Origin of the sequence: Cellulomonas gelida (assembly GCF_006538725.1) — a bacterium.
GTDB classification, from domain to species: Bacteria; Actinomycetota; Actinomycetes; order Actinomycetales; family Cellulomonadaceae; genus Cellulomonas; species Cellulomonas gelida.
The window spans coordinates 1-23,369 of record NZ_BJLQ01000045.1 but is presented as its reverse complement, the minus strand read 5'-3'; the positions used below and the strand labels follow the sequence as shown (position 1 = coordinate 23,369).

27 protein-coding genes and 1 tRNA gene are annotated in these 23,369 nt (G+C 74.1%); 9 read left to right on the top strand and 19 right to left on the bottom strand.

Going from position 1 to position 23,369, the window contains the following annotated elements; all coding sequences use genetic code 11:
- The 8 genes from CGE01nite_RS15035 to CGE01nite_RS15000 all read right to left on the bottom strand — a co-directional run.
- Window positions 1–284, bottom strand: a 284-nt coding sequence (locus CGE01nite_RS15035) for an asparaginase (protein ID WP_371857595.1), incomplete at its 3' end; no start/stop codon positions are given.
- A 23-nt stretch (window positions 285–307) separates the two neighbouring features.
- A complete protein-coding gene (locus tag CGE01nite_RS15030) occupies window positions 308–637 on the bottom strand; it encodes a DUF2516 family protein (RefSeq protein WP_307722648.1) in 330 nt (109 codons plus the stop codon).
- A gap of 116 nt (window positions 638–753) precedes the next feature.
- A complete protein-coding gene (locus CGE01nite_RS15025; protein ID WP_048342006.1) occupies window positions 754–1,173 on the bottom strand; it encodes a type II toxin-antitoxin system VapC family toxin in 420 nt (139 codons plus the stop codon).
- Window positions 1,173–1,433 carry a type II toxin-antitoxin system prevent-host-death family antitoxin gene (locus CGE01nite_RS15020; protein WP_048342005.1) on the bottom strand — a complete coding sequence of 87 codons (261 nt, stop codon included), beginning with the start codon at window positions 1,431–1,433 and terminating at the stop codon, window positions 1,173–1,175. Before CGE01nite_RS15020 ends, CGE01nite_RS15025 begins: the two co-directional genes overlap by 1 nt.
- Window positions 1,434–1,473: 40 nt before the next feature.
- Window positions 1,474–2,604, bottom strand: coding sequence for an FUSC family protein (locus tag CGE01nite_RS15015; RefSeq protein WP_141371564.1), 1,131 nt, complete (start codon window positions 2,602–2,604; stop codon window positions 1,474–1,476).
- Complete coding sequence (gene ygfZ / locus CGE01nite_RS15010) at window positions 2,604–3,800, bottom strand: CAF17-like 4Fe-4S cluster assembly/insertion protein YgfZ (protein ID WP_141371563.1); 1,197 nt, start codon at window positions 3,798–3,800, stop codon at window positions 2,604–2,606. The genes CGE01nite_RS15015 and ygfZ overlap by 1 nt, the downstream gene beginning before the upstream one ends.
- Entirely contained in the window at window positions 3,800–4,393 is a 594-nt protein-coding gene (locus CGE01nite_RS15005; RefSeq protein ID WP_048342741.1) for a heme-binding beta-barrel domain-containing protein, read from the bottom strand. The genes ygfZ and CGE01nite_RS15005 overlap by 1 nt, the downstream gene beginning before the upstream one ends.
- Window positions 4,394–4,681: 288 nt before the next feature.
- Window positions 4,682–5,416, bottom strand: a complete 735-nt coding sequence (locus CGE01nite_RS15000; protein ID WP_141371562.1) for a hypothetical protein — start codon at window positions 5,414–5,416, stop codon at window positions 4,682–4,684.
- A gap of 271 nt (window positions 5,417–5,687) precedes the next feature.
- On the opposite strand from CGE01nite_RS15000, the gene CGE01nite_RS14995 reads away from it, so the two are divergent.
- Genes CGE01nite_RS14995 through CGE01nite_RS14985 form a run of 3 tightly spaced genes read left to right on the top strand, consistent with a single transcriptional unit; the run spans window position 5,688 to window position 8,704 of the window.
- Window positions 5,688–6,410 (top strand): winged helix-turn-helix transcriptional regulator, encoded by a 723-nt coding sequence (locus CGE01nite_RS14995; RefSeq protein ID WP_048342742.1) that lies wholly within the window; start codon window positions 5,688–5,690, stop codon window positions 6,408–6,410.
- On the top strand, window positions 6,388–7,764 hold the full coding sequence (gene nhaA, locus CGE01nite_RS14990; RefSeq protein WP_141371561.1) for a Na+/H+ antiporter NhaA: 1,377 nt from the start codon (window positions 6,388–6,390) through the stop codon (window positions 7,762–7,764). Before CGE01nite_RS14995 ends, nhaA begins: the two co-directional genes overlap by 23 nt.
- A 10-nt stretch (window positions 7,765–7,774) precedes the next feature.
- Complete coding sequence (locus CGE01nite_RS14985) at window positions 7,775–8,704, top strand: alpha/beta fold hydrolase (protein WP_141371560.1); 930 nt, start codon at window positions 7,775–7,777, stop codon at window positions 8,702–8,704.
- Between the two features lie 33 nt (window positions 8,705–8,737).
- Here CGE01nite_RS14985 and nth read toward each other — a convergent pair whose 3' ends face one another.
- Window positions 8,738–9,445, bottom strand: coding sequence for an endonuclease III (gene nth / locus CGE01nite_RS14980; RefSeq protein WP_141371559.1), 708 nt, complete (start codon window positions 9,443–9,445; stop codon window positions 8,738–8,740).
- Window positions 9,446–9,679: 234 nt separating this feature from the next.
- Between nth and CGE01nite_RS14975 the strand changes: the two genes are divergently transcribed.
- Both CGE01nite_RS14975 and CGE01nite_RS14970 read left to right on the top strand, forming a co-directional pair.
- Window positions 9,680–10,069, top strand: coding sequence for a hypothetical protein (locus CGE01nite_RS14975; RefSeq protein ID WP_229747508.1), 390 nt, complete (start codon window positions 9,680–9,682; stop codon window positions 10,067–10,069).
- Between the two features lie 116 nt (window positions 10,070–10,185).
- Window positions 10,186–10,863, top strand: coding sequence for a Crp/Fnr family transcriptional regulator (locus tag CGE01nite_RS14970; protein WP_048342746.1), 678 nt, complete (start codon window positions 10,186–10,188; stop codon window positions 10,861–10,863).
- Window positions 10,864–10,970: 107 nt separating this feature from the next.
- Here the strand turns inward: CGE01nite_RS14970 and CGE01nite_RS14965 are convergent, their stop codons facing one another.
- The 3 genes from CGE01nite_RS14965 to CGE01nite_RS14955 all read right to left on the bottom strand — a co-directional run bounded on the left by CGE01nite_RS14965 (window position 10,971) and on the right by CGE01nite_RS14955 (window position 12,020).
- Window positions 10,971–11,459: a RidA family protein gene (locus tag CGE01nite_RS14965; protein ID WP_141371558.1), complete on the bottom strand. Its 489-nt coding sequence runs from the start codon at window positions 11,457–11,459 to the stop codon at window positions 10,971–10,973.
- The gene (sp36, locus tag CGE01nite_RS14960; RefSeq protein ID WP_141371557.1) at window positions 11,459–11,617 is read right to left on the bottom strand and encodes a Sp36 family protein; all 159 of its coding nucleotides are present in this window, start codon (window positions 11,615–11,617) and stop codon (window positions 11,459–11,461) included. The genes CGE01nite_RS14965 and sp36 overlap by 1 nt, the downstream gene beginning before the upstream one ends.
- Window positions 11,618–11,729: 112 nt before the next feature.
- Window positions 11,730–12,020 carry a WhiB family transcriptional regulator gene (locus CGE01nite_RS14955; protein ID WP_048342748.1) on the bottom strand — a complete coding sequence of 97 codons (291 nt, stop codon included), beginning with the start codon at window positions 12,018–12,020 and terminating at the stop codon, window positions 11,730–11,732.
- A 301-nt stretch (window positions 12,021–12,321) separates the two neighbouring features.
- On the opposite strand from CGE01nite_RS14955, the gene CGE01nite_RS14950 reads away from it, so the two are divergent.
- From CGE01nite_RS14950 to CGE01nite_RS14935, 4 genes are all read left to right on the top strand, one after another.
- Entirely contained in the window at window positions 12,322–14,793 is a 2,472-nt protein-coding gene (locus CGE01nite_RS14950; protein WP_141371556.1) for a penicillin-binding protein, read from the top strand.
- A complete protein-coding gene (locus tag CGE01nite_RS14945) occupies window positions 14,790–15,746 on the top strand; it encodes a metallophosphoesterase (protein WP_048342750.1) in 957 nt (318 codons plus the stop codon). The genes CGE01nite_RS14950 and CGE01nite_RS14945 overlap by 4 nt, the downstream gene beginning before the upstream one ends.
- Window positions 15,747–15,829: 83 nt before the next feature.
- Window positions 15,830–15,903, top strand: a tRNA-Pro gene (locus CGE01nite_RS14940).
- Window positions 15,904–16,012: 109 nt separating this feature from the next.
- Window positions 16,013–16,300: a hypothetical protein gene (locus tag CGE01nite_RS14935; RefSeq protein ID WP_141371555.1), complete on the top strand. Its 288-nt coding sequence runs from the start codon at window positions 16,013–16,015 to the stop codon at window positions 16,298–16,300.
- Between the two features lie 105 nt (window positions 16,301–16,405).
- Here the strand turns inward: CGE01nite_RS14935 and CGE01nite_RS14930 are convergent, their stop codons facing one another.
- From CGE01nite_RS14930 to CGE01nite_RS14900, 7 genes are all read right to left on the bottom strand, one after another.
- Window positions 16,406–17,332, bottom strand: a complete 927-nt coding sequence (locus CGE01nite_RS14930) for a DUF4097 family beta strand repeat-containing protein (protein ID WP_141371554.1) — start codon at window positions 17,330–17,332, stop codon at window positions 16,406–16,408.
- Window positions 17,329–17,991: a response regulator transcription factor gene (locus CGE01nite_RS14925; protein WP_048342753.1), complete on the bottom strand. Its 663-nt coding sequence runs from the start codon at window positions 17,989–17,991 to the stop codon at window positions 17,329–17,331. Before CGE01nite_RS14925 ends, CGE01nite_RS14930 begins: the two co-directional genes overlap by 4 nt.
- Window positions 17,979–19,295, bottom strand: coding sequence for a sensor histidine kinase (locus CGE01nite_RS14920; protein ID WP_229747509.1), 1,317 nt, complete (start codon window positions 19,293–19,295; stop codon window positions 17,979–17,981). Before CGE01nite_RS14920 ends, CGE01nite_RS14925 begins: the two co-directional genes overlap by 13 nt.
- Window positions 19,296–19,612: 317 nt before the next feature.
- Window positions 19,613–20,665, bottom strand: coding sequence for an aspartate-semialdehyde dehydrogenase (locus CGE01nite_RS14915; protein ID WP_141371552.1), 1,053 nt, complete (start codon window positions 20,663–20,665; stop codon window positions 19,613–19,615).
- Window positions 20,662–21,933, bottom strand: coding sequence for an aspartate kinase (locus CGE01nite_RS14910; RefSeq protein WP_048342756.1), 1,272 nt, complete (start codon window positions 21,931–21,933; stop codon window positions 20,662–20,664). Before CGE01nite_RS14910 ends, CGE01nite_RS14915 begins: the two co-directional genes overlap by 4 nt.
- Before the next feature lie 152 nt (window positions 21,934–22,085).
- Window positions 22,086–22,574 (bottom strand): DUF4395 domain-containing protein, encoded by a 489-nt coding sequence (locus tag CGE01nite_RS14905; RefSeq protein ID WP_141371551.1) that lies wholly within the window; start codon window positions 22,572–22,574, stop codon window positions 22,086–22,088.
- A 122-nt stretch (window positions 22,575–22,696) separates the two neighbouring features.
- Complete coding sequence (locus CGE01nite_RS14900; RefSeq protein WP_141371550.1) at window positions 22,697–23,185, bottom strand: thioredoxin family protein; 489 nt, start codon at window positions 23,183–23,185, stop codon at window positions 22,697–22,699.
- Window positions 23,186–23,369 lie beyond the last annotated feature (184 nt).

Sequence of the window (23,369 nt, the reverse complement as noted above, 5' to 3'; positions counted from 1 at the left end):
GCGCACGCGAGCGCGAGCCACTCGTCGTCCAGGTCGAGGCCGTGCCGCAGCATGCCGACGGCCTGCAGGGGCTTGAGCGACGAGCGTGCCCAGATCGTCGCGTCGGGGTCGCCGAGCGCGAGCCGGACGTCGCCGTCCGGCGCCAGCACGACGACGTGGCCCGTGTGGACGGACTCGACGAGCCCGCCCCGGACCACGCGCGCCAGCGGCACCGCGTCACGCGAGATGTCGCCGTGACCGGCGCCGGCAGCCCGGCCGCCGTCGTGCGCCGCCACGCCTCCCACGGCCCCAGGCTCCGGCCCGGACATCACCAGCCGCCCGACGACCGACCCGGTCCCGGCCGCCGTCGCGTGTACGGCGCGACGGCGGGCCGCACGTCGACGAGGTACACGATCGCCGCGACCGCGGACAGGATGCCGAGGAACGGCAGCAGCTGCAGCGGGGGCATCGCGATGAACGACAGCAGAGTCGCAACCCCGAGGATCGCGAGCCAGAAGTTCTTGGTGCGCTTCCCGGCCGCCGGGAACGCGTTCGCCGGCCGGCGCAGCAGGTCGACCAGCGCCCACACGCACAGCACGAAGATCGCGAGCAGGAACAGCAGGTACACGATCCACTGGAGGCTTCCGACGATTCCCACGCGCCGAGCCTACGGGCCGAACGCCCCACGCGCAGTCACCTGTGCACGAGCAGGGGTCACGCGGGCGCCGGGACGGTGCGCAGGTCCTACCAGCCGGCCGGTGCCGACTCCGCGCGTCACGGGACGACGCGCAGCCCTTCGGAGCGTGCCGCCGACGCGAGGTGCTCGTCCCACGCGACGACGACCAGCTCGTCGGACCGCAGCAGCAGCGCCGACGCGAGGTGCAGCGCGTCCGCGGCCCGCAGGGCGTGGTAGCCGACGAGCGTCGCGGCGGCTGCCGTGACGGGCTCGTGCAGCTCGACCACGTGCAGCGCGGGCCACAGCCGCTCCCACTGCGCGAGCGCGGCCCGCTCGGTCCCCGCGTCGATCACTCCCGCGCGACGACCGCCGGCGAGCAGCGCACGCACCTCGGCGTCGGCGAGCCGGGACGTCGCGACGAGGTCGGCGCCGGACCACAGCGCGGCGGCGAGGTCGCTGCCGGACTCGGTGACGCACAGCTTCGCGAGCGCGCTCGTGTCGAAGTAGCAGACGGCCATCAGCGGCGCAGCCGCCGCACGAGGCCGGACACGCCCTGCCGCCCGGGCTCGGTGCCGACGGGTTCGGCCGCCTCGCGCGCAGCGGACGCCGGCGAGAGCAGGCCGTCGCGCTCGAGGCGCGCCAGCAGGTCGGCCGAGTCGATGCCGGTGAGACGCGCGACGGGGATCCCGCGTTCGGTGATCACCACGTCCTGCCCCTCGCGTGCCGTCTCGATCCACTGCTTGAGCTCTGCGCGCAACGCGCTCACCGCGACCTCCACGGGCCCGACGCTACCGGGCGGGCGTACCGCAGGGCACGCGTCAGATCTCCGGGAGCGCCGCGCGGGCCGCGCCGGACTCCTCGCCCGCGGCCTCGAGCAGGTCGACGACGAGCGAGCGGTGCAGCAGCACGAGGCTCTGCACCTGCCAGTCGGCGGGTGCGATGACGAACGGGTCGAGCGCACCGGCGGACGCGAGCAGCGCGGCGCGGGCCCGCGCCGGGTCCCGACCGCTGCCGAGCGCGGACGCGAGCTCGGTCGCAGCGGCGGCGGTCGCCTCGATGCGCCGCCCGGCAGCGCCCAGGTCGTGCACGGTGGGCGACTCGAGCAACGCCAGGGCGCGGCGGGTCATGACGCGTGTGTTGCGCATCGCGCGGTCCATGAGCACGGACGCCGCGACGAGCCGGGACAGCTCGCCGCGGTGCTTGCGGTGCGCGGGGGACAGCCGGACGAGCTCGCGCGCGTTCGTCGTGACCTCGTGCCACTCGTCGAGCGCGGCCTGGGACGCGCGGCCGCGCACGAGCACGTCCTCGACGTCGGAGACCGAGCGCGTCGCGAGCCCGCCCGCGAGCTCGTGCAGGATCCCGGCGACCTCGAGCGTGCCGTTGCGGGCGAGCTCGCGCGGGTGCCGCCGCGGGTCGGACGGCGTAAGCACCGCGATGGCGAACGCGACACCACCGCCGACGAGCGCGTCGGTCCAGCGCCCGAACGGTCCGCCGGTGGCGGCCAGCGTGGGCAGCCCGACGATGATCATGGCCTGCACGCCCGCCTGCGTGGTGAGCAGGGCGCCGCGGTCGAGGAGCCGCGCGAGCGTCGCGGCGACGAACAGCACGAGGGCGACCTGCCACAGCCCGGTGCCGATGACGTGCACGAGCGCATCACCGAGGCCGACGCCGATCGCCACGCCCGCCGCGATCTCGGCCACGCGCCGCAGCGACCGGTCGGCAGTGAACCCGAGCGCGATCCACGCGCACACGGGCGCGAAGGACGGGTACGGGTGGTCGAGCACGTACCGGCCGATCGCGAACGCGAGTCCCGCGGCGACCGACGCCTGCAGGATCGGGAACCACGCTGCGCGCACCCGGTCGGTCCCCTGCCGGACCCGCACGCGCGCGACGAGGCGCACGTCGTGCCACCCGCGTGGGCGCGGCTCGGGGTCCTCGGACGGGGTCATCAGAGCGAGGGGTGGACGCCCAGCCCGCGCGCGACCGGGCCGCGCGGCGCGGGCCGGTCGGTCGACACACCCTCACCGGGCACGACGACCTCCTGGGCCGCGGTCACGGCCCCGCCGTCGCACGCGACGAGCAGCGGCGCGTCCACGGCGAGCGAGCGCTTGACCACCGCGAGCGCGACGGGCCCGAGCTCGTGGTGCCGCGCGACGCTCGTCACCCGGCCGACCTCCCGGCCGAGCTCCCCTGCGACGTCCGTGACCTCGTGCACGCCCGCGCCGGGCTCGGGCAGCAGGTGCCCCGACCCGTCGAGGTGCAGCATGACGAGCCGACGCGGCGGCCGCCCGAGGTTGTGCACGCGCGCGACCGTCTCCTGCCCGCGGTAGCAGCCCTTGTGCAGGTGCACCGCGGTGCGCAGCCAGTCGAGCTCGTGCGGGATCGTCCGATGGTCGACCTCGGTCGCCGCACGCGGGCGCCACGCCTCGACGCGCAGGGCCTCGCTCGCCCACGTGCCGGCCAGCGGCCAGCCGGTCGCCTCGCGCGCCGCGACCTCGTCGGCCAGATGCTCACGGGGCACGAGCACGAGCCGCCACGCGCGGTCCGCACCCGGGTGCTCGTCGTCGGCCGGGCCGTAGCGCGTGCCGCCGGGCACGACGTGCGGCCACGGGTCGCGCCACGTGAGGGGCTCGTCGGGGCCGCCCTCGGCCGCGACGGGCTCGCCGAGGGCGGCCCACTCGTCGGTCACGTCGGCGATCTCGACGCGCATCATGAACTTCATGCGGTCCAGCCAGGCCGCGAGCGCGACCGGGGTCTGCGTGACGAGCCAGGTCGCCTCGCCGTCGTCGACCACCGCGGCGGCGTGCTCGACGTGCCCGTGCGGGCTGAGCACGAGCAGCTCGGTCGACGTGCGCGGCGGCAGGTCGGCGAGCTGAGCGGTCGTGATCGAGTGCAGCCAGGTCAGCCGGTCCGGGCCCGCGACCCGCACGACGCCGAGGTGCGACTGGTCGACGACCGCGCCGCCGCGGGCCAGCGCCCGCTGCTCGGCTGTCGGGTCGCCGTAGTGCCACGCGACGCCCGCGTCCGGCCCGGCGCCCTCGACGGCGCCGCGCCGGCCGAGCAGCGGGCTGCGGTGGCGCGCCGGCTCGTAGCCGAGCGGCTCGTCGGTGGGCTCGTCGACGCGGGGGGCGGGGACCTGCGTCATCAGTGCTCGACGTCCTCGACGCGCGCGAGCCGGGCCGAGGCGTAGGACTGCATCGGCTGGCCGAAGGCCGCCAGGTCCTGCGCCCACATGAGCTCGCCGTTGACCAGGCCGTACAGCCGCGTGGCCGCGCTGACCTCGGCGCCCGACGAGGTCCGGGCGATGAGGTCGGAGGCCAGGTCGACCCGGCCGTTGCCGACCGCCCCGACGTACACCGCGACGTGCCCGGACGGGTCCGCGAGCAGGACCTCGACGGGGAACTGCTCGTCGGTCAGCCCCTCGGGCCGCTCGGGCGGGACGCGCCAGTAGCCGGACTCCGTCGACCAGACGGGGCCGTCGTGCAGTGGCGGGTCGGCGGGCTCGTCGGCAGCCGCGGCCTCGTCGAGCGCCGACGCGTCGTCGGGTGCGACGACCAGCCGGATGGTCGAGGTGTAGGACAGGTACGGCCCGCCGTCGTGGTCGAAGACGACGTCCTGGACGAACGCGGTCTCCTCGACCCCGGGGTAGCCGACGACTCCCTCACCCGACCACCGCCCGACGAGCCAGGCGAGCGGGTAGACCTCCGGGGCGAGCCCTTCGGGCAGGACGAACGCCATGAGTGTTGCCTTCCGATCCGGGTCCTGCGGTGCCCGCGGCGACGGGGCCGACGAGGCGAGGCGGACCTTGAGCGTGTCGTCTGTGGGTCAGCGCTGCGACTTGAACAAGCGGAGCACCACGAGCCCCGCCGTCCAGGCGATCGCGAGCGTCGTGAGGACGAGCAGACCGATGAAGAACCCCTCGAGCGCTGTCATGCGCCGATCCTAACGATCCCGGGGCGCTTCGCCGGTCCCGACGGCGACGAGACGCGTCACACCGTCCCGGCCGGTTCCCCGGCCCGGTCGCCGTCAGCCGACGAGCACGCGCCCGACGACGTACACGAGGATCCCCGTCACGGTCACGGGAAGCACGATCGCCGCGACCGAGGGGAGCTTGCGCGCGAGCGACTCGAGCGCGTCGAACAGCACGTGCAGCGACGAGATCAGCACCCCGACGGCAGCGCCCAGGACGAGCCCGGCGAGGACGTCGATGTCCGGCAGCAGCAGCGTGGCCAGCACGCCCGCGAGCGTCGAGGCCGCGGTGGTCACCAGCGCGCCGCGCCACGACGACAGGGGCAGGGCGACGACAGCCGCACCGACCGCGAGCGCGAGCGCCCCCACGACGACGATGGGCTCGCCGCCGGGCGTCCGGCCGATCGCGACCCAGCCCGCGACCGCGACCGCGAGCAGCGTCCCGGTGACCGTGCCGGCCACGGACTCGACCATCCGCTCGCGGCCGTCGCGCCGCAGCAGCTCGTTGAGGAACGCGAGCAGGATCGACGTGGCGAACACGACCGGTAGGTACCGCAGGTACGGCTGGTCCTGGACGTAGTGCACGGCGAGCACGCCGCCGACCCCGCCGATCGCGATGACGGCGCTCGAGCCGGGCTTGAACGGCAGGCTCGCGAGCGAGGGCCAGCCGACCGCGAACGCGAGCGCGAGGAGCGCGGCGAGCACCGTGACGGGCAGGCCGCCGACGTAGCCGGCGACGGCGACGAGCGCGGCGAGGGCAGCGGTGACGACCGCTCGGGTGGCGAGCAGCACGGGGACTACCGCCGGGCCTCGGCCGCCGCGAGGGCGCGACGCGCCGGCGCGGGGGCGGGCACGACGCGGGGCGTCGCGGTCAGGACCTGGGGGAGCACGGCCGACAGTCTCGCAGATCATGCGCGCCGGGCTCGTGACCCGCGTGGGAGGTCCGCCCCGTGAGGCGCCCCGACACGCGCCTGACGTGCGCGTGGGCACGCCTGCGGACACTGCCACGACCAGGCCGGGGCACGCGGTAGCGTGTCCCCACTCGCCGCAGGGAGGTTCCACGGTGGCAGACCTTCTGCTCCTGACCCCGGCGTCCGGTGGATCGGCACAGGTGCTGCCGGCGCTCGGGCTGCTGTCCCACCGCGTGCGCGTGCTGCCCGTCGAGCCGTCCGCGCTCGTCGACGCCCCGGACGCGGACATCGTCGTGCTCGACGCGCGCCGCGACCTGGTCACCGCGCGCACCACGTGCCGCCTGCTGCGCGCCACGGGTCTGGCGGTCCCGCTGGTCCTGGTGCTCACCGAGGGCGGGCTGACCGTGGTGACGGCCGAGTGGGGCGCCGACGACATCGTGCTCGACTCCGCGGGCCCGGCCGAGGTCGAGACCCGGTTCCGGCTTGTCATGGAGCGCGCCGCGGTCGCGGGGTACGACGACGCGCCGCAGGAGATCTCGTCGGGCGAGCTCACGATCGACGCGGGCGGCTACACCGCACGTCTGCGCGGTCGCCCGCTCGACCTCACCTACAAGGAGTTCGAGCTCCTCAAGTACCTCGTGCAGCACCCGGGCCGCGTGTTCACCCGCGCCCAGCTCCTGCAGGAGGTCTGGGGCTACGACTACTACGGGGGCACGCGCACCGTCGACGTGCACGTGCGGCGCCTGCGGGCCAAGCTCGGCCCCGAGCACGAGCAGCTCATCGGGACGGTCCGCAACGTCGGCTACCGCTTCGACCCGCCCAAGGACCGGCGCCCGGCGGGGGACCGCGACAGTGTCACCGAACCCGCGGTCTGACCACGGGCAGCAGCACGACGAGCCGGCCACGTCCGGAGGCCGGACCGCGCTGTTCTCGCGGCTGACGCCCGGCAGCGAGCGCAACCTCGCCGACACCCTGCGCGGCGAGCGCGCCGGTGGCGTGCTGCTGCTCGTCGGCGCCGTCGTCGCGCTCGTCTGGGCCAACGCGTGGCCCGCGGCCTACGACGCGGTGTCGCAGACCGTGGTCGGTCCGAGCGCGCTGCACCTGGACCTCACGCTCGCGCAGTGGGCGACCGACGGCCTGCTCACGGTGTTCTTCTTCGTGGTCGGCCTCGAGCTCGCACGTGAGCTGACCGTCGGGGAGCTGCGGCACCCGGCGACGGCGGCGGTCCCGATCGTCGCGGCCGTCGGCGGCATGATCGTGCCCGCGGCGCTCTACCTCTCCGTCAACGCGGGACGCGCGGGCGGCGCGACCGAGGGATGGGCGGTGCCCACCGCGACCGACATCGCGTTCGCGGTCGCGGTCCTCGCGCTCGTCGGACGCGGCCTGCCCCCCGCGCTGCGGGCCTTCCTGCTCACGCTCGCGGTGGTCGACGACCTGCTCGCGATCCTGGTGATCGGCACGGTCTACACGGAGTCGCTCGACCTGGTCGCGCTGCTCGGCGCGCTCGCGTGCGTCGGGGTGTTCGCGTGGCTCGTCCGGCGGCACCGGGTCAACGGGTGGCTGCTCGTGCCGCTCGGGGTCGCCGCGTGGGCGGCGCTGCACGCGTCGGGCGTGCACGCGACGCTCGCGGGCGTGGCCCTCGGGCTCGTCGTGCCCGCGAGCCCGGCCGCGACCGCGCGGGCGCACGGGCTCGCGGCGCTGCCCGAGCAGTCGCTCGCCGAGCGCTGGGAGCACCGGTGGCGGCCGCTGTCGGCCGGGTTCGCGGTGCCCGTGTTCGCGCTGTTCGCGGCAGGCGTCGCGGTCTCGGCGGACGTGCTGGCCGATGCCGTGAGCGACCCCGTCGCGCAGGGCGTGGCCCTCGGGCTCGTCGTCGGCAAGCCGCTCGGGATCGTCGCCGCGACGTGGGCCGTCGCGACGTTCACGCGCGCACGGCTCGCACCGGGCCTCGGCTGGGGCGACGTGCTCGGCGTGGGTCTCGTCGGCGGGATCGGGTTCACCGTGTCGCTGCTGGTCGCCGAGCTCGCGTTCGGCCCGGGGTCGCCGCACGACGAGCACGCCGTCCTCGCCGTGCTCGTCGCGTCCCTCCTCGCGGCCGTCACCGGCGGTACGGTGCTCGCAGCGCGCGGTCGACGCCGGCTGCGCACCGATCCGGCCGGGACGGCGTCCGACCCGGTCCCTGACGAGCCCGACGGGCACCGCCAGCCGCACCCGTCACCGCCGAACGGATAGGTTCACGACGATGACTGCCGTCGACTCCGCCACGCTCCTGCTCGACGGGCCGTGGCAGCACCGGTTCGTCGCCGCCAACGGCGCACGGTTCCACGTGGCGGTCGCCGGTCCTGACGACCGCGACGTCCCCCTCGTCGTCCTGCTGCACCCCGTGCCCCAGTTCTGGTGGGCCTGGCGGCACCAGCTCACCGCGCTCGCCGCGGCCGGCTACCGCGTGGCCGCGCTCGACGTGCGCGGCACGGGTGGCTCGGACAAGCCCCCGCAGGGGTACGACGTGCCGACGCTCACGGCCGACGTCGCCGGTGTCATCCGCTCGCTCGGGGCGAGCTCGGCGGTCGTCGTCGGGTGCGGGACCGGCGGCACGATCGCGTGGGCGATGCCCGCGCTGCAGCGGGTCGCGACGACCGCGGTGGCCGTGCTGTCCTCGCCCCACCCGCTCGACGCGATGCGCCGGCCGCTGGGGTCGTTCCGGCCCGCGGCCGTGCGCCGCCTCGGGTTCGTCCAGCTGCCGTCGTTGCCCGAGCGGGCGCTCGCGCGCGGTGACCTCGCGCACCACCTGCTCGCCGAGTGGGGCGGCGGCCCCTGGCTCGACCGGGACACGGAGCGCACGTACCTCGAGGCGCTGCGCGTCCCGTTCGCCGCGCACTCCCAGCTCGAGCAGCTGCGCTGGCTGGGCCGGTCCGGCCCGCGGCCCGACGGTCGGCGCTTCCTGGCCGCGCTGCGCACCGCCCGCCCCCTGCCCGTGCTGCACCTGCACGGCGGCCGCGACGGGCTCGTGCCGCCCCACGCCGTCGCGCTCGGGCGCGAGGCCGCGGCGCTCGTCGGCCCGGACTACACCTACGAGCTCGTCGCGGACGCGGGGCACTTCCTGCCCGAGCAGGCCACCGAGCACGTCAACCGGACCCTGCTCACCTGGCTCGAGCGGGTCGCGCCGCTCTAGCCGGCCCTGCCGCTCTGGCGCGTCGTGGCCGGCTCAGCCCTTGAGCAGCGCCGCCGCGCGAGCCGGGTCGGTCTCCCCCGTGCCGTACGACGGGCACAGGGCGGCGACCGGGCACGCACCGCACGCCGGGCGACGCGCGTGGCACGTCCGGCGGCCGTGGAAGATCAGCCGGTGGCAGGCCATGGTCCAGTCCTTGCGCGGCAGCAGCGTGCCGAGCTCGCGCTCGACGACGAGCGGGTCCTCGCTGGTCGTGTAGCCGAGCCGCCGCGACAGGCGCAGGACGTGGGTGTCGGTCGTGATGCCCGGCACCCCGAACGCGTTGCCGAGCACGACGTTCGCGGTCTTGCGGCCCACGCCCGGCAACGACACGAGGTCCTCGAGCCGGCCGGGCACCTGCCCGTCGAACCGCTCGAGCAGCGCCTGCGACAGGCCCGTGACGGCACGCGCCTTGGCCCGGAAGAAGCCCAGCGGCTGCAGGATCGCCTCGAGCTCGTCGGGCGCGGCGGCCGCGAGCTCGGCCGGGCCGGGGTAGCGCGCGAACAGCTCAGGCGTCGTCGCGTTGACCCGCACGTCCGTCGTCTGGGCCGACAGCACGGTCGCCACCAGGAGCGTGAAGGGGTCCGTGAAGTCGAGCTCGCAGCGCGCGTCAGGGTACCGCTGCGCGAGCAGCCGGTCGACTCGTCGTGCGCGGCGCGTGCGCGCCAGAGGGCTCTCCACCTGGTCCGACGTCCGCCTCGTCACCCGGGCAGCGTACGACTCCCCTCCGACACGACCGTGACCGCCGCGTGACCGCGCCGCGACACCTTCGTGACACGCCGACGATCGGGTGGCCGTCCCGTCGTGTCATTGCTCCCAGGGAGTGATCTGCGCGACACGACGGGACGGAACACTCAAGAAGGACGTCCCATGAGCCGTAGGTGACTAGGTGCAGCGGGACGGAGAACAGCCACGATGACTCCTGGCGGCGACCACAAGGTGCGCAGTCTCCGACTCGACCGCCGAGCACTGCGGGCCGAGAAGGCCCGCGTGGGCTGGTGGCGGCGGCTCGTGCGCGCGCGCATCGACCTCGCGGTGGCCGGCGCGGCGCGCCCCGACCCGCTCGGTGAGGACGTCGCGTTCCAGCTGCCCCTCGACGTCTCGCTCGCGGTGCCGCAGATGGGCGAGCTCGTGCGCCTCCTGCCCGACCCGGCCCCGGCCGACGTCGCCGAGCTGGACCGCCTGCGCGCGCTGGACGACCGGCTCGCGTCCTACGAGCGGGGCGTCACCGACGCGCTCGCCCGCGCCACGGACAGCCTGATCTCCCGCCTCGCGGACGACCCGACGAGCGGCGGCGACCTCCTCGCAGGTCCGCCGACGCGGCGGTGACCGCGCGCTCCGAGGAGACACCCGCGCGCGATGCGGCAGACTGTGGCGTGGATCTCGCCGCCCGGGCCCCGGTGCGGCGGGTGCGGTCCAGCGGTTCAGAGTGAGAAGGAGCGACCGTGGCTGAGGACGTCGTGCTGTCGGCACCGTTGTTCGTGGGTCTCGACGAGGAGTCGGCGCTCGCGCTCGTCGCGAACATGACCCCGATCGAGGCGGTACGCGGCGACGTGCTGTTCCATGAGGGCGAGCCGGGCGACCGGCTCTACATCGTGCGCGACGGCAAGATCAAGCTCGGCCGGCGCTCGAGCGACGGTCGCGAGAACCTGCTCGCGGTGCTCGGTCCGGGCGAGATGTTCGGCGAGCTCTCGATGTTCGACCCGGGCCCGCGCACGGCGACCGCGACGGTCGTCGCCGACGCGGCGCTGCTCGAGCTCGACCACGACGAGCTGGTCCGCTGGCTCGCGGACAAGCCCGGCGTCGCCCGGCACCTCCTGCAGGCCCTGGCCCGCCGCCTGCGCCGCACCAACGAGGCGCTCGCCGACCTCGTCTTCTCCGACGTCCCCGGCCGCGTCGCCAAAGCTCTGCTCGACCTCTCGACCCGGTTCGGCGAGCAGGTCGACGAGGGCGTGCGCGTGGCTCACGACCTCACGCAGGAGGAGCTCGCGCAGCTCGTCGGCGCGTCGCGCGAGACCGTCAACAAGGCGCTCGCCGACTTCGCCGCACGCGGCTGGGTGCGGCGTGAGGGCCGTGCCGTCGTGCTGCTCGACGTCGACCGCCTGGAGCGCCGCGCGCGCTGACCGCCTGACGACGCGAACGGCCCGGACGAGAGCTCGTCCGGGCCGTTCTGCGTTCGCAGGCCCTGCAGTGACGGGGTGTCAGTCGCGCGCGGGTCGGTCCGCGGGGGTCAGTCCGCGAGCTCGACGACGATCTCGACCTCGACGGGCGAGTCGAGCGGCAGCACCGCGACACCGACCGCGGACCGGGCGTGCACGCCCGCCTCGCCCAGCACGTCGTGCAGCAGCAGGCTCGCGCCGTTGATCACCGTGGGCTGGGCCGTGAAGGACGGGTCGCTCGAGACGAAGCCGACCACCTTGACCACGCGCGTGATCCGGTCGAGCGCGTCCGCGCCGGCCGGGCCGCCCTCCCGCTCGACGAGCGCGGCGACGGCCGCCAGCGCGTTCAGCGCCGCCGTGCGCGCGAGCGCCGCGCCCTCGTCGGCCGACACGTCCGCCCCCACCTTGCCGGTGGCGACGAGAGCGCCGTCGACGAACGGGAGCTGGCCCGAGGTGTGCACGTGACGTCCGGTGCGCACCGCGGGCACGTACGCCGCGACGGGCGCCGCGACCGAGGGGAGCGTCAGCCCGAGCTCGGCGAGCCGCTGTGCGGCTCCCATCAGGACTCCAGCGGCCGCTTGAGGTACGCCACCAGGCCGTCGCCGGGGCCCGGGACCACCTGCACGAGCTCCCAGCCGTCGGAGCCCCACTGGTCCAGGATCGCCTTGGTCATGTGGATGATGAGGGGGACGGTCGCGTACTCCCACTTGGTCGCCATGGCCACACCCTAGCCAGCCGACGAGCGCGCGGTCAGCCCACGTTCACCGGACCGCGTCCTCGCCGCCCGGGTCCGCGGTGGGTCCGCAGTCGGCGCATGTCAGCCGCGCCGGTCAGCTCGGGACGAGCTCGCCCGTGGGCACGAGCTCCGACCACCACGAGCGCACCTCCGGCCGCCGCCGCAGCAGCGCACGCCGCTCGCGCTCGGTCATGCCGCCCCACACCCCGAAGTCCATCCGGTTGTCGAGCGCGTCCGCGAGGCACTCGAGCCGCACCGGGCACTGCTGGCACACCGAGCGCGCGTCCCGCTGGGCGGAGCCCTCGACGAACAGCGCGTCGGGCGAGACGCTCCCAGAGCCACATGCCGCAGACGCGGTCCAGTGGCCGTCCTTGGTCGCTGTCACCCGCGCTCCCCCTGTTGCGTCGTCGCCGTTGGTTCGCCACGACCTTGCGCAATAGCACGCAAGCGTGGTTGTTTGCCCGAAAACTAGCGTGCGACCAGGTCTGTTGACGAGACTCCGTTCGGGTCATCCCGAGGTGTGGACGCGCTCCCGCAATCGGGTGATCGTGCTGCGCAGCCCTCCGGAGCGGTCCCGCATCACGTCGTCCAGGACGTTCGTCCTGGTTGTGCAGGTCCGGTGCAGGCTGCCGGACCTCGCCCCGGGACGGCGGTGGGGCACAGGAGTGCCGACTACCCTGGCGGGCATGCCGAAGACTGCCCGCGGACGAGGTCGACAGGTCAACGCCTTCCAGGCGCTGGCCCTCCTGCTGTCCTTCGTGCTCGTCGCGGGGCTCGGTGGAGTGCTCGCCGCAGGTCTCGCACTGCCCGGCGTCGCGATCGCGAACGGCATCACCGAGATGTCGCAGACCGCGTTCGACGACCTGCCGACCGAGCTCGACGAGGGCGCCCTGCCGGAGAAGTCGCGCATCCTCGCCTCGGACGGCACCCTGCTCGCCACGTTCTTCAACCAGGACCGTGTCGTGGTCCCGCTCGACGAGGTCGCGGAGATCATGCAGCAGGCGGTCATCGCGACCGAGGACCGCCGGTTCTACGAGCACGCGGGCGTCGACGTCATGGGCATGGTGCGCGCCGCGGCGCGCAACGCGATGGACGACGACTCGCAGGAGGGCGCGTCGACCCTCACCCAGCAGTACGTCAAGAACGTGCTGATCGAGGGGGCCGACTCCGCCGAGACCGACGCCGAGAAGCAGGCCGCGATCAACGAGGCGCGCGCGAGCAAGGGCACGGCCGGCATCGCGCGCAAGCTCCGCGAGGCCAAGCTGGCGATCACGCTCGAGAAGCGGATGTCGAAGGACGAGATCCTCGAGAAGTACCTCAACATCGCGCAGTTCGGCTCGTCGGTGTGGGGCGTCGAGTCCGCCTCGCAGCGCTACTTCGGGATGCGCGCGGTCAAGCTCGACTACCTGCGCGCCGCGACCATCGCCGGGATCACCAAGTCGCCGTCGTACTGGGACCCGACCCTGCACCCGGAGCGCGCGGAGAAGCGCCGCAACGTGGTGCTCGGTCTCATGCTGCGCGAGAAGTACATCACTCAGAAGGAGTACGACGAGGGCAAGGCGATCCCGATCGAGGACACCCTCAACGTCCAGACGCCCAAGCTCGGCTGCATGTCCGCCAACGGCTCCGTGGCCGGCGCCGGCTACTTCTGCGACTACGTCACCAAGGTCATCCGCAACGACGAGGCGTTCGGCGACACGCAGAAGAAGCGTCTGCGGCTCCTGTACCGCGGCGGTCTGACGATCTGGACGACGCTCGACAAGACGATGCAGGCGGCCGCCGACAAGGAGGTCAAGGCCGGCATCCCGGTCGACGACCCCTCGGGGATCGGCACCGCGATGGTCGTCGTGGAGCCCGGGACGGGCCAGATCAAGGCGATGGCCCAGAACCGCGTCTACAACAACACGCAGGACCACGGCGACCGCGAGACCGCGGTGAACTTCAACACCGACAACGCGTACGGCAGCGCCTCGGGCTTCCCGCCCGGCTCGACCTTCAAGCCGTTCACGCTGCTGCAGTGGCTCAAGGAGGGCCACGCGCTCGGCGAGACGATCAACGGCACCAAGCTGAAGTACAACCTCTCGGAGTTCAACGCGCCCTGCACGAACCTCACCGGCTCGTGGGAGTTCGGCAACGCCGAGGGCAAGGGCAGCGTGATGACCGTGCTGCAGGCCACGATGAACTCGGTGAACTCGGGCTACGTCGCGATGGCCAGCAAGATCAACATGTGTGACATCTTCACGGGCGCGAGCGACATCGGCGTCCACCTGGCCGGCGGTGCCGCCGGTGACGGCCCGGTCCAGCCGCTGCCCGCCAACGTGCTGGGCTCGCAGTCGATCTCGCCGCTGACGATGGCGAACGCGTTCGCGACGTTCGCCTCGAACGGCAAGTACTGCGCCCCGATCGCGATCCTCAAGGTCACGGACACCGACGGCAAGGAGCTCGAGGTCCCGAGCGCCGGGTGCAGCCAGAAGATCGACGCAGGCGTGGCCAAGACCATGAACTACGCGCTGAGCAACGTCTGGAACGGCACGGCCAAGGGCGTCGCCCGCCCGCCGTTCGCGGCGGCCGGCAAGACCGGCACGACGACCCACAACGAGCACACCTGGTTCGTCGGCTACACGCCGCGGCTCGCGGCCGCCGTGTGGGTCGGGCACACCGACGGCATGAAGACGATGCACGGCCTGAAGATCAACGGCCGGAGCTACAGCGGGTTCGGCGCCGGGCCGTGGGGCTCGTCGATCGCGGCCCCGACCTGGGTGCGGTTCATGAACGACGCGCTCGGCGACGGCAAGAACCCCGGCTTCGACTCACTGCCCAACGACCTCGTCTACGGCAAGAAGATCTCCGTCCCGAGCGTCATCGGCATGAAGGAGAACGAGGCGCGCGGCGTCCTCACCTCGCGGGGCTTCCAGGTCGTCGTGTCCAGGGAGCGCGTGCCGTCCGACCTCGAGGCGGGCCGCGTCGCGCAGCAGGACCCGAGCGGCTGGGCGGTCGCGGGCTCCGTGATCACGCTGCGACTCTCCGACGGGTCGCAGCAGCGCGACCCGTGCCAGGACCACCCCGAGTTCCCGGGCTGCGGCGGCAACGAGAACGGCCCGCCGGACCAGGGCCCGCCCGGGCGTGACCGCGGGCGCGACTCGGCGAACCAGCAGTGACGGGCTCGTCCGCGGCCAGGGCCGCGGGCGGGCTCGCCGCGCTCGCCGTCGGCGGCCTGGCCTGGTCGCTGGTCGAGGCCCGCTGGTACACGCTGCGTGAGGCGACCGTGCCCGTCCTGCCCGCGGGCCAGGAGCCGCTGCGCGTCCTGCACATCTCCGACCTGCACCTCACGCCCTCGCAGGACCGCAAGGTCGCCTGGGTGCGCGAGCTCGCGCAGCTCGACCCGCACCTCGTCGTCGACACCGGTGACAACTGGGCGGACCTCGAGTCGTTCGGCCCGCTCGCGCACGCGCTCGAGCCGCTGCTCGAGCGGCCCGGCGTGTTCGTGATGGGCTCGAACGACTACGTCGCGCCGCAGCCCAAGAACCCCGCGCGCTACCTGCTGAGCGACGCGCGCTCCGCTCCCCCGCAGCCGCCACGCGCGATGCCGTGGCGCGAGCTGGTCCGGCTCATGCGGTCGGCGGGCTGGCTCGACCTCGACAACCGCCGCGGCGTGCTGGACCTCGACGGGCGCCGCGTGTCGTTCGTCGGGACCGACGACGCGCACCTGGACCGCGACCGACTGCCGGCCGCGGGCGGGCCCGACGACGCACGGACGCTCGCGGGCGCGTCCGGCACGCCGACGGTCGACCTGCACGTCGGCGTCACGCACGCGCCCTACCGCCGCGTGCTCGACGGCCTGCTCGCCGACGACGCGGACCTGATCCTCGCCGGCCACACGCACGGCGGCCAGCTCGCGGTGCCCGGCTGGGGCGCGCTCGTGACGAACTGCGACCTCGACCCGCGCCGCGCCAAGGGCCTGCACGGCTGGCCCGGCGCGCGCCCGGACGCGCCCGGCGGCTCGGGGTCCACGTGGCTGCACGTGAGCGCGGGCCTGGGCACGTCCCCGTACGCGCCGGTCCGCTTCGCGTGCCGCCCGGAGGCCACGCTCCTCACGCTCGTCCCCGCCTGACCCGGCCGTGGACCGTGTGCTGCGCGGCACGCGGAACGGATTCGGAGATGCGCGCCTCGTCGGGTAGTCTGAGCAGGCTTTCACGGGGTGTGGCGCAGCTTGGTAGCGCGCTTCGTTCGGGACGAAGAGGTCGTGGGTTCAAATCCCGCCACCCCGACAGATGCAGAGCCCGGGCCGACGACGAGTCGGCCCGGGCTCTCGCGTTCACCCGGCACGTTCGTCGCCGACGCCCCCACGCGACGTGCCGCGCGTCTACGCTGGCGGGCATGAGCGACGCCGCCGTCCCCACTCCGATGACACGCGACGCGGCCGGCGGCGCCTGGCACCTCGTGCGGATCGCGGCGGTCGGGGTGTTCCTGCTCGCCGTCGCCGATCTGTTCCGGTGGGGCAACCGCTGGTACGTCTCGACCGCCTTCGCCGACGACCCGGGCTACTCCGCGACGCTCGAGGCCGGCGCGCACCACGCGCTCGTGCGCGCGCTCGCGTGCCTGCTCGTCGCGGTGGCTCTCGCGGTCGTCGGCTGGCGCGTGCGCGTCACGGTCGCCCCGCGGTGACGGCGCGCGGCTGAGCCGACGACGAAGGGCCCCGGCCGGACGGATCCGGTCGAGGCCCTCGTCGTGCGGCGTCCCCCTGCGACGCCCGGCGTGCGGTCCGGTGCGTCAGCCCTGCGGGGCGAGGTAGGACACCGAGCCGTTCGACGACCGGATGCGCACCTGCACGGGTGCGGCCGGGTCGGTCGGGGCCTCCACGGTCCGGCCGCCGTTCGACGTGTCGATCACGAGCGCGACGGGCTCGCCCGTCCCGTACACGCGCACGTCGCCGTTGCTCGACTCCGCCGTGATGTCGCTGCGGGCGTCGGCGACCTTGACGTCGCCGTTGCTCGACGTCGCCTTCACCTCACCGGCGACGTCCTCGACCTCGACCCGACCGTTGCTCGAGTGCGCCTGCACGGAGGCGGCTCCCCGTACGGTGACCGAGCCGTTGTCGGAGCGCGCCTGCACGGCGCCGACGGCGTCGACGACGCGCACGTCGCCGTTGCTCGACGTCGCGATCACGTCACCGCCGAGCGCGCTGGCCTCGACGCGGCCGTTGCTGGTACGCAGCTCGACGTCACCCACGACGCCCTGCACCCGGATGTCGCCGTCGGAGGTCCGCACCTGCACGGTCGTGCCGGCCGGGAGCGTCACGTCGAGCGACGTCGAGCAGTTCCAGACCCAGCCCATGACGCAGCCGTAGGAGACGACCGTGCGGTCGTCGGTCACGGTGGTCGAGTACTTCGGGTCGACGAACGCGAAGTGCGCCTTGCGGGCGACGTGGATCTCGTCGGTGCTCGTGCCGGCCGGGGCGGCGGTCACGGTGACGCGGCCGTCGGCGACGAGCTCGACCACGCCGCGCGCGGGGTGCGTCGCCTCGCCGGAGGTCTCCTCGCGGGCGATCATGCTCGCCACGTCGAGCGAGAACCAGATGATCGCCAGGACGCCGAGCGTGCCGCCGATCCAGGCGAGCACCCGGCCCGTGCCGTGCAGCCGCGGGGCGGGCGGCGTGGCCGGGGGCGTGCTCGCGGGGGTGTCCAGGACGGTGGTCATGACTCTCCGTTCGGTCGGTGCTCGAGCCAGCGCAGCACGGCCAGCACGCGACGGTGGTCGTCGGAGTCGGGCGGGAGCCCGAGCTTGGTGAGGATCGACGTGACGTGCTTCTCGACGGCCGGCAGGCCGACGACCAGACGTTCGGCGATCGCGGAGTTGGAGCGGCCCTCGGCGACGAGCGCCATGACCTCCTGCTCGCGGGGCGTGAGGAGCTCGAGACCGGTGCGCGTGGCGCGCGCCATGATCTGCGCGACCACCTCGGGGTCGATCACCGTGCCGCCCGAGGCGACGCGGGAGATCGCGTAGAGGAGCTCGTCGACGTCGGTCACGCGGTCCTTGAGCACGTAGCCCAGGCCGCGCACGTCGCCCGCGAACAGCTCGCGGGCGTACCGCTGCTCGACGTACTGGGAGAGCACGAGCACCGGCAGCCGCGGGTGCAGGCTGCGCAGGTGGATGGCGGCCCGGAGCCCTTCGTCGGTGTGCGAGGGCGGCATCCGGACGTCGGTGACCAGCAGGTCGGGGGTCGAGGCGCCAGGTCCCAGTGCGGCGACGAGCTCGTCGGCCGTGCGGTACCCGGTCACCTCGTGCCCCTCGTCCGTCAGCAGCCTGGTCAGGCCGTCGAGGAGGAGGACCGAGTCCTCGGCGATCACGATGCGCACGGGAGCTCCACGGTGAGGGTCGTGCCGGCCCCGACGGGGCTGGCGAGGTCGAAGGTGCCGTCCAGCGCCGCCACACGGCTGCGTAGCCCGTCGAGGCCGCTGCCGGGTGCCGCCGCCGCGCCGCCACGCCCGTCGTCGTGCACGACGAGCCGCAGCCGGCCGTCGGCGCACGCGACGTCCACGCTCGCGGACGTCGCGGACGCGTGCTTCGCGACGTTGGTCAGCGCCTCGGCGACGACGAAGTACGCCGCGGCCTGCGCGGACGAGCCGCAGGCCCGCAACGTGTCGTCGTCGGGCGTGCGCACCGTCACGGGCACCGTGCTGCGCGACGCGAGCGCACTCAGGGCGGCGTCGAGGCCACGGTCGGTGAGGACCGCGGGGTGGATGCCGCGGACCAGGTCGCGCAGCTCGGCGAGCGTCTCCTGGACCTCGCGGTGCGCGCGGTCGAGCGCCTCCGCGGCGGCCTCGGGGTCGGTCGCGGTGCGCCGCTTGGCCGCACCGAGCTCCACGCCCAGGGCGACCAGCCGCTGCTGGGCGCCGTCGTGCAGGTCCCGCTCGATGCGCCGGCGCTCGTCGTCGGCGGCACCCACGACGAGGGTGCGCGTCTGCTCGACGTGCGCGGCACGCACCTCGGCGCGCTCGCGCGCCTCGTCGGCCACGGCCACTCGCAGGTCCGCGCGCGGACGACCGAGCATGCCGCGCGCCATGCGCAGCTGCAGCAGCGTCGCACCCTGCGCGGCGAGCGCCGCGAGCCACATCGCGCCCAGGCCCGCCACGACGAGCACGATCCACAGCAGTCCGCGCGACCAGCCGAGGTACTCCTCGAGCACCGGCCCGGTGCCGTAGACGGGCGAGAGGATCGCCGCCAGGCCAGCGCCGCCGAGCGCGACGACGACCGCGAACGCCAGCGGCGCCGTGAGCGACGAGAGCGCTGCGTAGCCCGTCGCGGCCCACGCCCGCCCGTCGCGCAGCGGCGACAGGAACGCCGACCACCAGCCGGGTCCGCCGCGTCGACGGTCCGCCGGCCGCGGGACCTGGACGCCCGTCTGCGCACCGAGGCGGGCGAGCTCGGCGCCGACGAACCAGCGGGCCGCGAGCAGTCCGATCGCCAGCATCGGCAGACCGATCCCGAACACGAGGACCATCGCGGCGCTCGTCGGGACCCACGTCAGCGCGAGGATCCCGAAGAAGAGCAGCCAGGGCCACGCGACGACGACCTGTGCGAGCGCGCGGCCCGTCGCACCCGACACGGGGGCGAGGGCGAGCTCGCGGCCGCCGAGGAAGGCGGGGGCGACGGACGACATGTCGCTGGTCGTCAGCGGGTGCGACTGACCGAGCGAGGGCCGGTCAGCCGGGGGAGCCGCCGGCCGTGGCACCGGTTCGGGTGCGAGCTGTGAGGTCATGGCACGAAGTTAGGCCGTCGCCGCACCTGCCCGACATCCCGCCCACCCCCCAACCCCGGGTAGGGACAACCCCCGTCCACCCCCGACGACCCAGCGCTTGCTCAGGCCCGGCCCCGCCAGACCCGGAGCAACCCCTGGTTCGGCGGAGCTAGCAGGGACGAGCCAGCGCCCGCTCCGGGTCTCGGGTCGGAGCCGGAGCGGGCGCTGGGTCGGTGGGGTCAGGCGCGCGTGGCGAGGCGGGTCGCGAGGAGCTCGGCGATCTGGACCGCGTTGAGCGCCGCACCCTTGCGCAGGTTGTCGTTGCTGATGAACAGCGCGAGCCCGCGACCGTCGGGCGCACCCTCGTCGGCCCGGATGCGACCCACGAACGACGGGTCCGCACCCGCGGCCTTGAGCGGCGTCGGGACGTCCTCGAGCTGGACCCCGGGCGCGTCCGCGAGCAGCTCACGGGCCCGCTCGGGCGACAGCGGCCGCTCGAACTCCACGTTGACCGACAGCGAGTGGCCCGTGAACACCGGGACGCGCACGCACGTGCCCGACACGAGCAGCTCGGGGATCGACAGGATCTTGCGCGACTCGTGCCGCAGCTTCTGCTCCTCGTCGGTCTCGTTGAGCCCGTCGTCGACGATCGAGCCCGCGAGCGGGACGACGTCGAACGCGATGGGCGCGACATACTTCACCGGCGCCGGGAAGGTGACCGCCGAGCCGTCCTGCACGAGCGCGAGCGTGTCCTGCTCGACGGCCGCACGGACCTGCGCGTCGAGCTCCTGCGCACCGGCCAGGCCCGAGCCGGAGACCGCCTGGTAGGTCGAGACGACGAGGCGGCGCAGGCCGGCCTCCGCGTGCAGCGGCCGCAGGACCGGCATCGCGGCCATCGTCGTGCAGTTGGGGTTCGCGACGATGCCCAGGGGGATCTCGTCGAGCGCCTCGGGGTTCACCTCGGAGACGACGAGCGGGACCTGCGGGTCACGGCGCCACGCCGAGGAGTTGTCCACGACGATCGCACCGGCCGCGGCGAAGCGCGGAGCGTGCTCCTTGGACGTCGAGCCGCCCGCCGAGAACAGCGCGACGTCGATGCCCGACAGGTCGGCCGTCGCGACGTCCTCGACCACGATCTCCTGGTCGCGCCACGGCAGCGTGCGCCCGGCGGACCGTGCGGACGCGAAGTAGCGGATCGACGCGACCGGGAAGTCGCGCTCTTCGAGCAGCCGGCGCATGACCGCCCCGACCTGCCCGGTCGCGCCGACGACGGCGAGGTTCAGCGCGCTCATCGTCCGGTACCCCCGTACACCACGGCCTCGTCCTGGTCGGCGTCGAGCTCGAACGCCGTGTGCACCGCGCGCACCGCGTCGTCCAGGTCGTCGGCCCGCGTGACGACCGACAGGCGGATCTCCGAGGTGGAGATCATCTCGATGTTGATGCCCGCGTCGGCGAGCGCGGCGAACAGCTTCGCCGAGACGCCCGGGTGCGACTTCATGCCCGCGCCGACGAGCGAGAGCTTGCCGATCGAGTCGTCGAACTGCAGCGAGTGGAAGCCGATGTCGGGCTGGCGCTCGGTCAGCGCGGTGAGCGCCGCGGTCCCGTCGAGCGCCGGGAGGGTGAACGAGATGTCCGTCAGGCCCGTCGCGGCGACCGACACGTTCTGCACGATCATGTCGATGTTCACGCCGGCGTCGCCGACGACCTGGAAGATCCGCGCGGCCTTGCCCGGGACGTCCGGCACGCCGACGACGGTGATCTTGGCCTCGGAACGGTCGTGCGCGACGCCCGCGATGATCGGCTGCTCCACGTCGGAATCCTCGTTCTTCTCGTTGGTGACCAGCGTGCCCGTGTGGTTGGTGAACGACGAGCGCACATGGATGGGGACGGAGTAGCGACGGCCGTACTCGACGCACCGCAGCATGAGCACCTTGGCGCCCGACGCGGCGAGCTCGAGCATCTCGTCGTAGGAGACACGGTCGAGCTTGCGCGCGGTCGACACGATGCGGGGGTCGGCGGTGAACACGCCGTCGACGTCCGTGTAGATCTCGCAGACGTCGGCGCCCAGGCCCGCCGCGAGCGCGACCGCCGTGGTGTCCGAGCCGCCGCGGCCCAGCGTCGTCACGTCGTTCGTCGACTCCGTGACGCCCTGGAAGCCCGCGACGATCGCGACCTGACCCTTCTCGACGGTCTCGCGCACGCGCGTCGGCACGACGTCGACGATGCGCGCCTTGCCGTGCACGGCGTCGGTGATGACGCCCGCCTGCTGACCGGTGAAGGACTTGGCCTTCACGCCGAGGTTGTTGATCGCCATCGCCAGCAGCGACATGGAGATGCGCTCACCCGCCGTCAGGAGGATGTCCATCTCCCGCTGGGGAGGAAGGGGCGAGACCTGCTGGGCGAGGTCGAGGAGGTCGTCGGTGGTGTCACCCATGGCCGAGACGACGACGACGACGTCGTCACCCGCGCGCTTCGCCGCGGCGATGCGCTTGGCCACCCTCTTGATGCTCTCGGCGTCCGCTACCGACGAACCGCCGTACTTCTGCACGACAAGTGCCACGTGCCTGCTCCATCTGTCGCCGGTCGCCGTCTGTCTCAACGGCCCGCCGGGTCCTGTGTGGTCGCACGGATGGTAGGCACGTCCGCGCTGCGGACGCCAGCAGTTTCAGCATGCGGTCGCCGCTCCCACGCGCGGAGCGGCGCCGCCGCGCCTCAGGCCGAGCGCGTGCGCAGGCGGACGCCCAGCAGGTACAGCTCGCACCCGAGGCACAGCCCGAACACCGCGTTGAGGAACGCCGCGACCAGCGCGAACGATGCGGCCAGCGGCACCGCCCAGGCCGCACCCAGCAGAGCGCCGACCACGCCGAGCGTCGTCAGGACCAGCCCGACGAGCTGCGCGAACGTCGGCGGGCGCGGGTCCTCGAGCTCGCTCGGCGGCGCGAGCCGCGGACGGACGAGCGTGCGGAACAGCCAGCCCTGCCACGTCGCCGACGGGCCACCGACCGCGCCGAGCGCGAAGCTCGCGGCGATCACGGCCAGCAGGATCGTGGCGGCCGCGGAACCACCCAGCAGCAGCACGACGACGAGCAGCACGCCCGTGATGCCCGCACCCACGCGCGGGCCGCGCGGGTCGATGCCCGCGGGCGCGGGACGGGTGGGGGTGGTGGGGGCGGGGGTGGTCGGGGTCTCGGGGACGGTCATGGGGTTCCTTCGAGGGGGAGGTGTGCTGCGGTCGTTCGGGGGTGCGGCAGGGCGTGGCGGCGAGTCGCTGTGTGTGCGCTTGCGACTCATGTGCGAGGCCGCGCGGGGTTGGCGCAGGGGGCTCAGCGAGCCGGCGCGACGTCCGGACAGGACTCGAGCGCGGTGAGCGCCTGGCGGCGGTCCGTGCCGCCGGACATCCGGCCGACGACCGTGCCGTCGTGCGCGAGCACGAGCGTCGTCGGCGTGCGCATGACCGAGAACCGCCGCACGAGGTCGAGGTGCTCCGCCGCGTCCAGCTCGACGTGCAGGACACCGGGGTGCTCGGCCGAGACGGCCGCCAGCACGCGTCGGGTGCTGGCGCAGGCGGAGCAGACCTCGGCGGAGAGCTGGACGAACGTCGCGCGGTCACCGAGTGGCACGCCGAGCACGTCGCTCGTCAGCACCTCGCGGGGCTCCGTCGTCGGCGCAACCTCGTCGCTGCCGGGAGGCGAGGTCGAGTCCGGTGCCGTGGCGGCGCTCGTCGCACGGAACCGCCCGTTGCGCGCCTGCCACCAGCGGCCGAGGGCAGCGGCGACGACGAGGAGCGCGCCCACGAGCACGACCTTCGCCACGACACCCTCCCTCTTCCGGCAGGACACGTTAACCCGAGCGATGTGGTCCGGGTAACCGCCATCTCACATCTCGCACACCCCGACACCCCACCCCGCCGCGACCCAGTGATCGCTCCGGCACCCACCGCCCATACCCGGAGCAGGCGCTGGGTCGGCCGTGTCGACGTCCGCGAGGCTGCGGTTA

Coding starts and splice junctions, on each gene's coding strand:
- CGE01nite_RS14905 (WP_141371551.1), bottom strand. CDS start 22,574: ATGACCGTCCCCGAGACCCCGACCACCCCCGCCCCCACCACCCCCACC.
- CGE01nite_RS14965 (WP_141371558.1), bottom strand. CDS start 11,459: ATGGGAGCCGCACAGCGGCTCGCCGAGCTCGGGCTGACGCTCCCCTCG.
- CGE01nite_RS14950 (WP_141371556.1), top strand. CDS start 12,322: ATGCCGAAGACTGCCCGCGGACGAGGTCGACAGGTCAACGCCTTCCAG.
- CGE01nite_RS15015 (WP_141371564.1), bottom strand. CDS start 2,604: ATGACCCCGTCCGAGGACCCCGAGCCGCGCCCACGCGGGTGGCACGAC.
- CGE01nite_RS15005 (WP_048342741.1), bottom strand. CDS start 4,393: ATGGCGTTCGTCCTGCCCGAAGGGCTCGCCCCGGAGGTCTACCCGCTC.
- CGE01nite_RS14920 (WP_229747509.1), bottom strand. CDS start 19,295: ATGTCGTCCGTCGCCCCCGCCTTCCTCGGCGGCCGCGAGCTCGCCCTC.
- CGE01nite_RS14985 (WP_141371560.1), top strand. CDS start 7,775: ATGACTGCCGTCGACTCCGCCACGCTCCTGCTCGACGGGCCGTGGCAG.
- CGE01nite_RS14935 (WP_141371555.1), top strand. CDS start 16,013: ATGAGCGACGCCGCCGTCCCCACTCCGATGACACGCGACGCGGCCGGC.
- CGE01nite_RS15025 (WP_048342006.1), bottom strand. CDS start 1,173: ATGGCCGTCTGCTACTTCGACACGAGCGCGCTCGCGAAGCTGTGCGTC.
- CGE01nite_RS14915 (WP_141371552.1), bottom strand. CDS start 20,665: ATGAGCGCGCTGAACCTCGCCGTCGTCGGCGCGACCGGGCAGGTCGGG.
- sp36 (WP_141371557.1), bottom strand. CDS start 11,617: ATGGCGACCAAGTGGGAGTACGCGACCGTCCCCCTCATCATCCACATG.
- ygfZ (WP_141371563.1), bottom strand. CDS start 3,800: ATGACGCAGGTCCCCGCCCCCCGCGTCGACGAGCCCACCGACGAGCCG.
- CGE01nite_RS14930 (WP_141371554.1), bottom strand. CDS start 17,332: ATGACCACCGTCCTGGACACCCCCGCGAGCACGCCCCCGGCCACGCCG.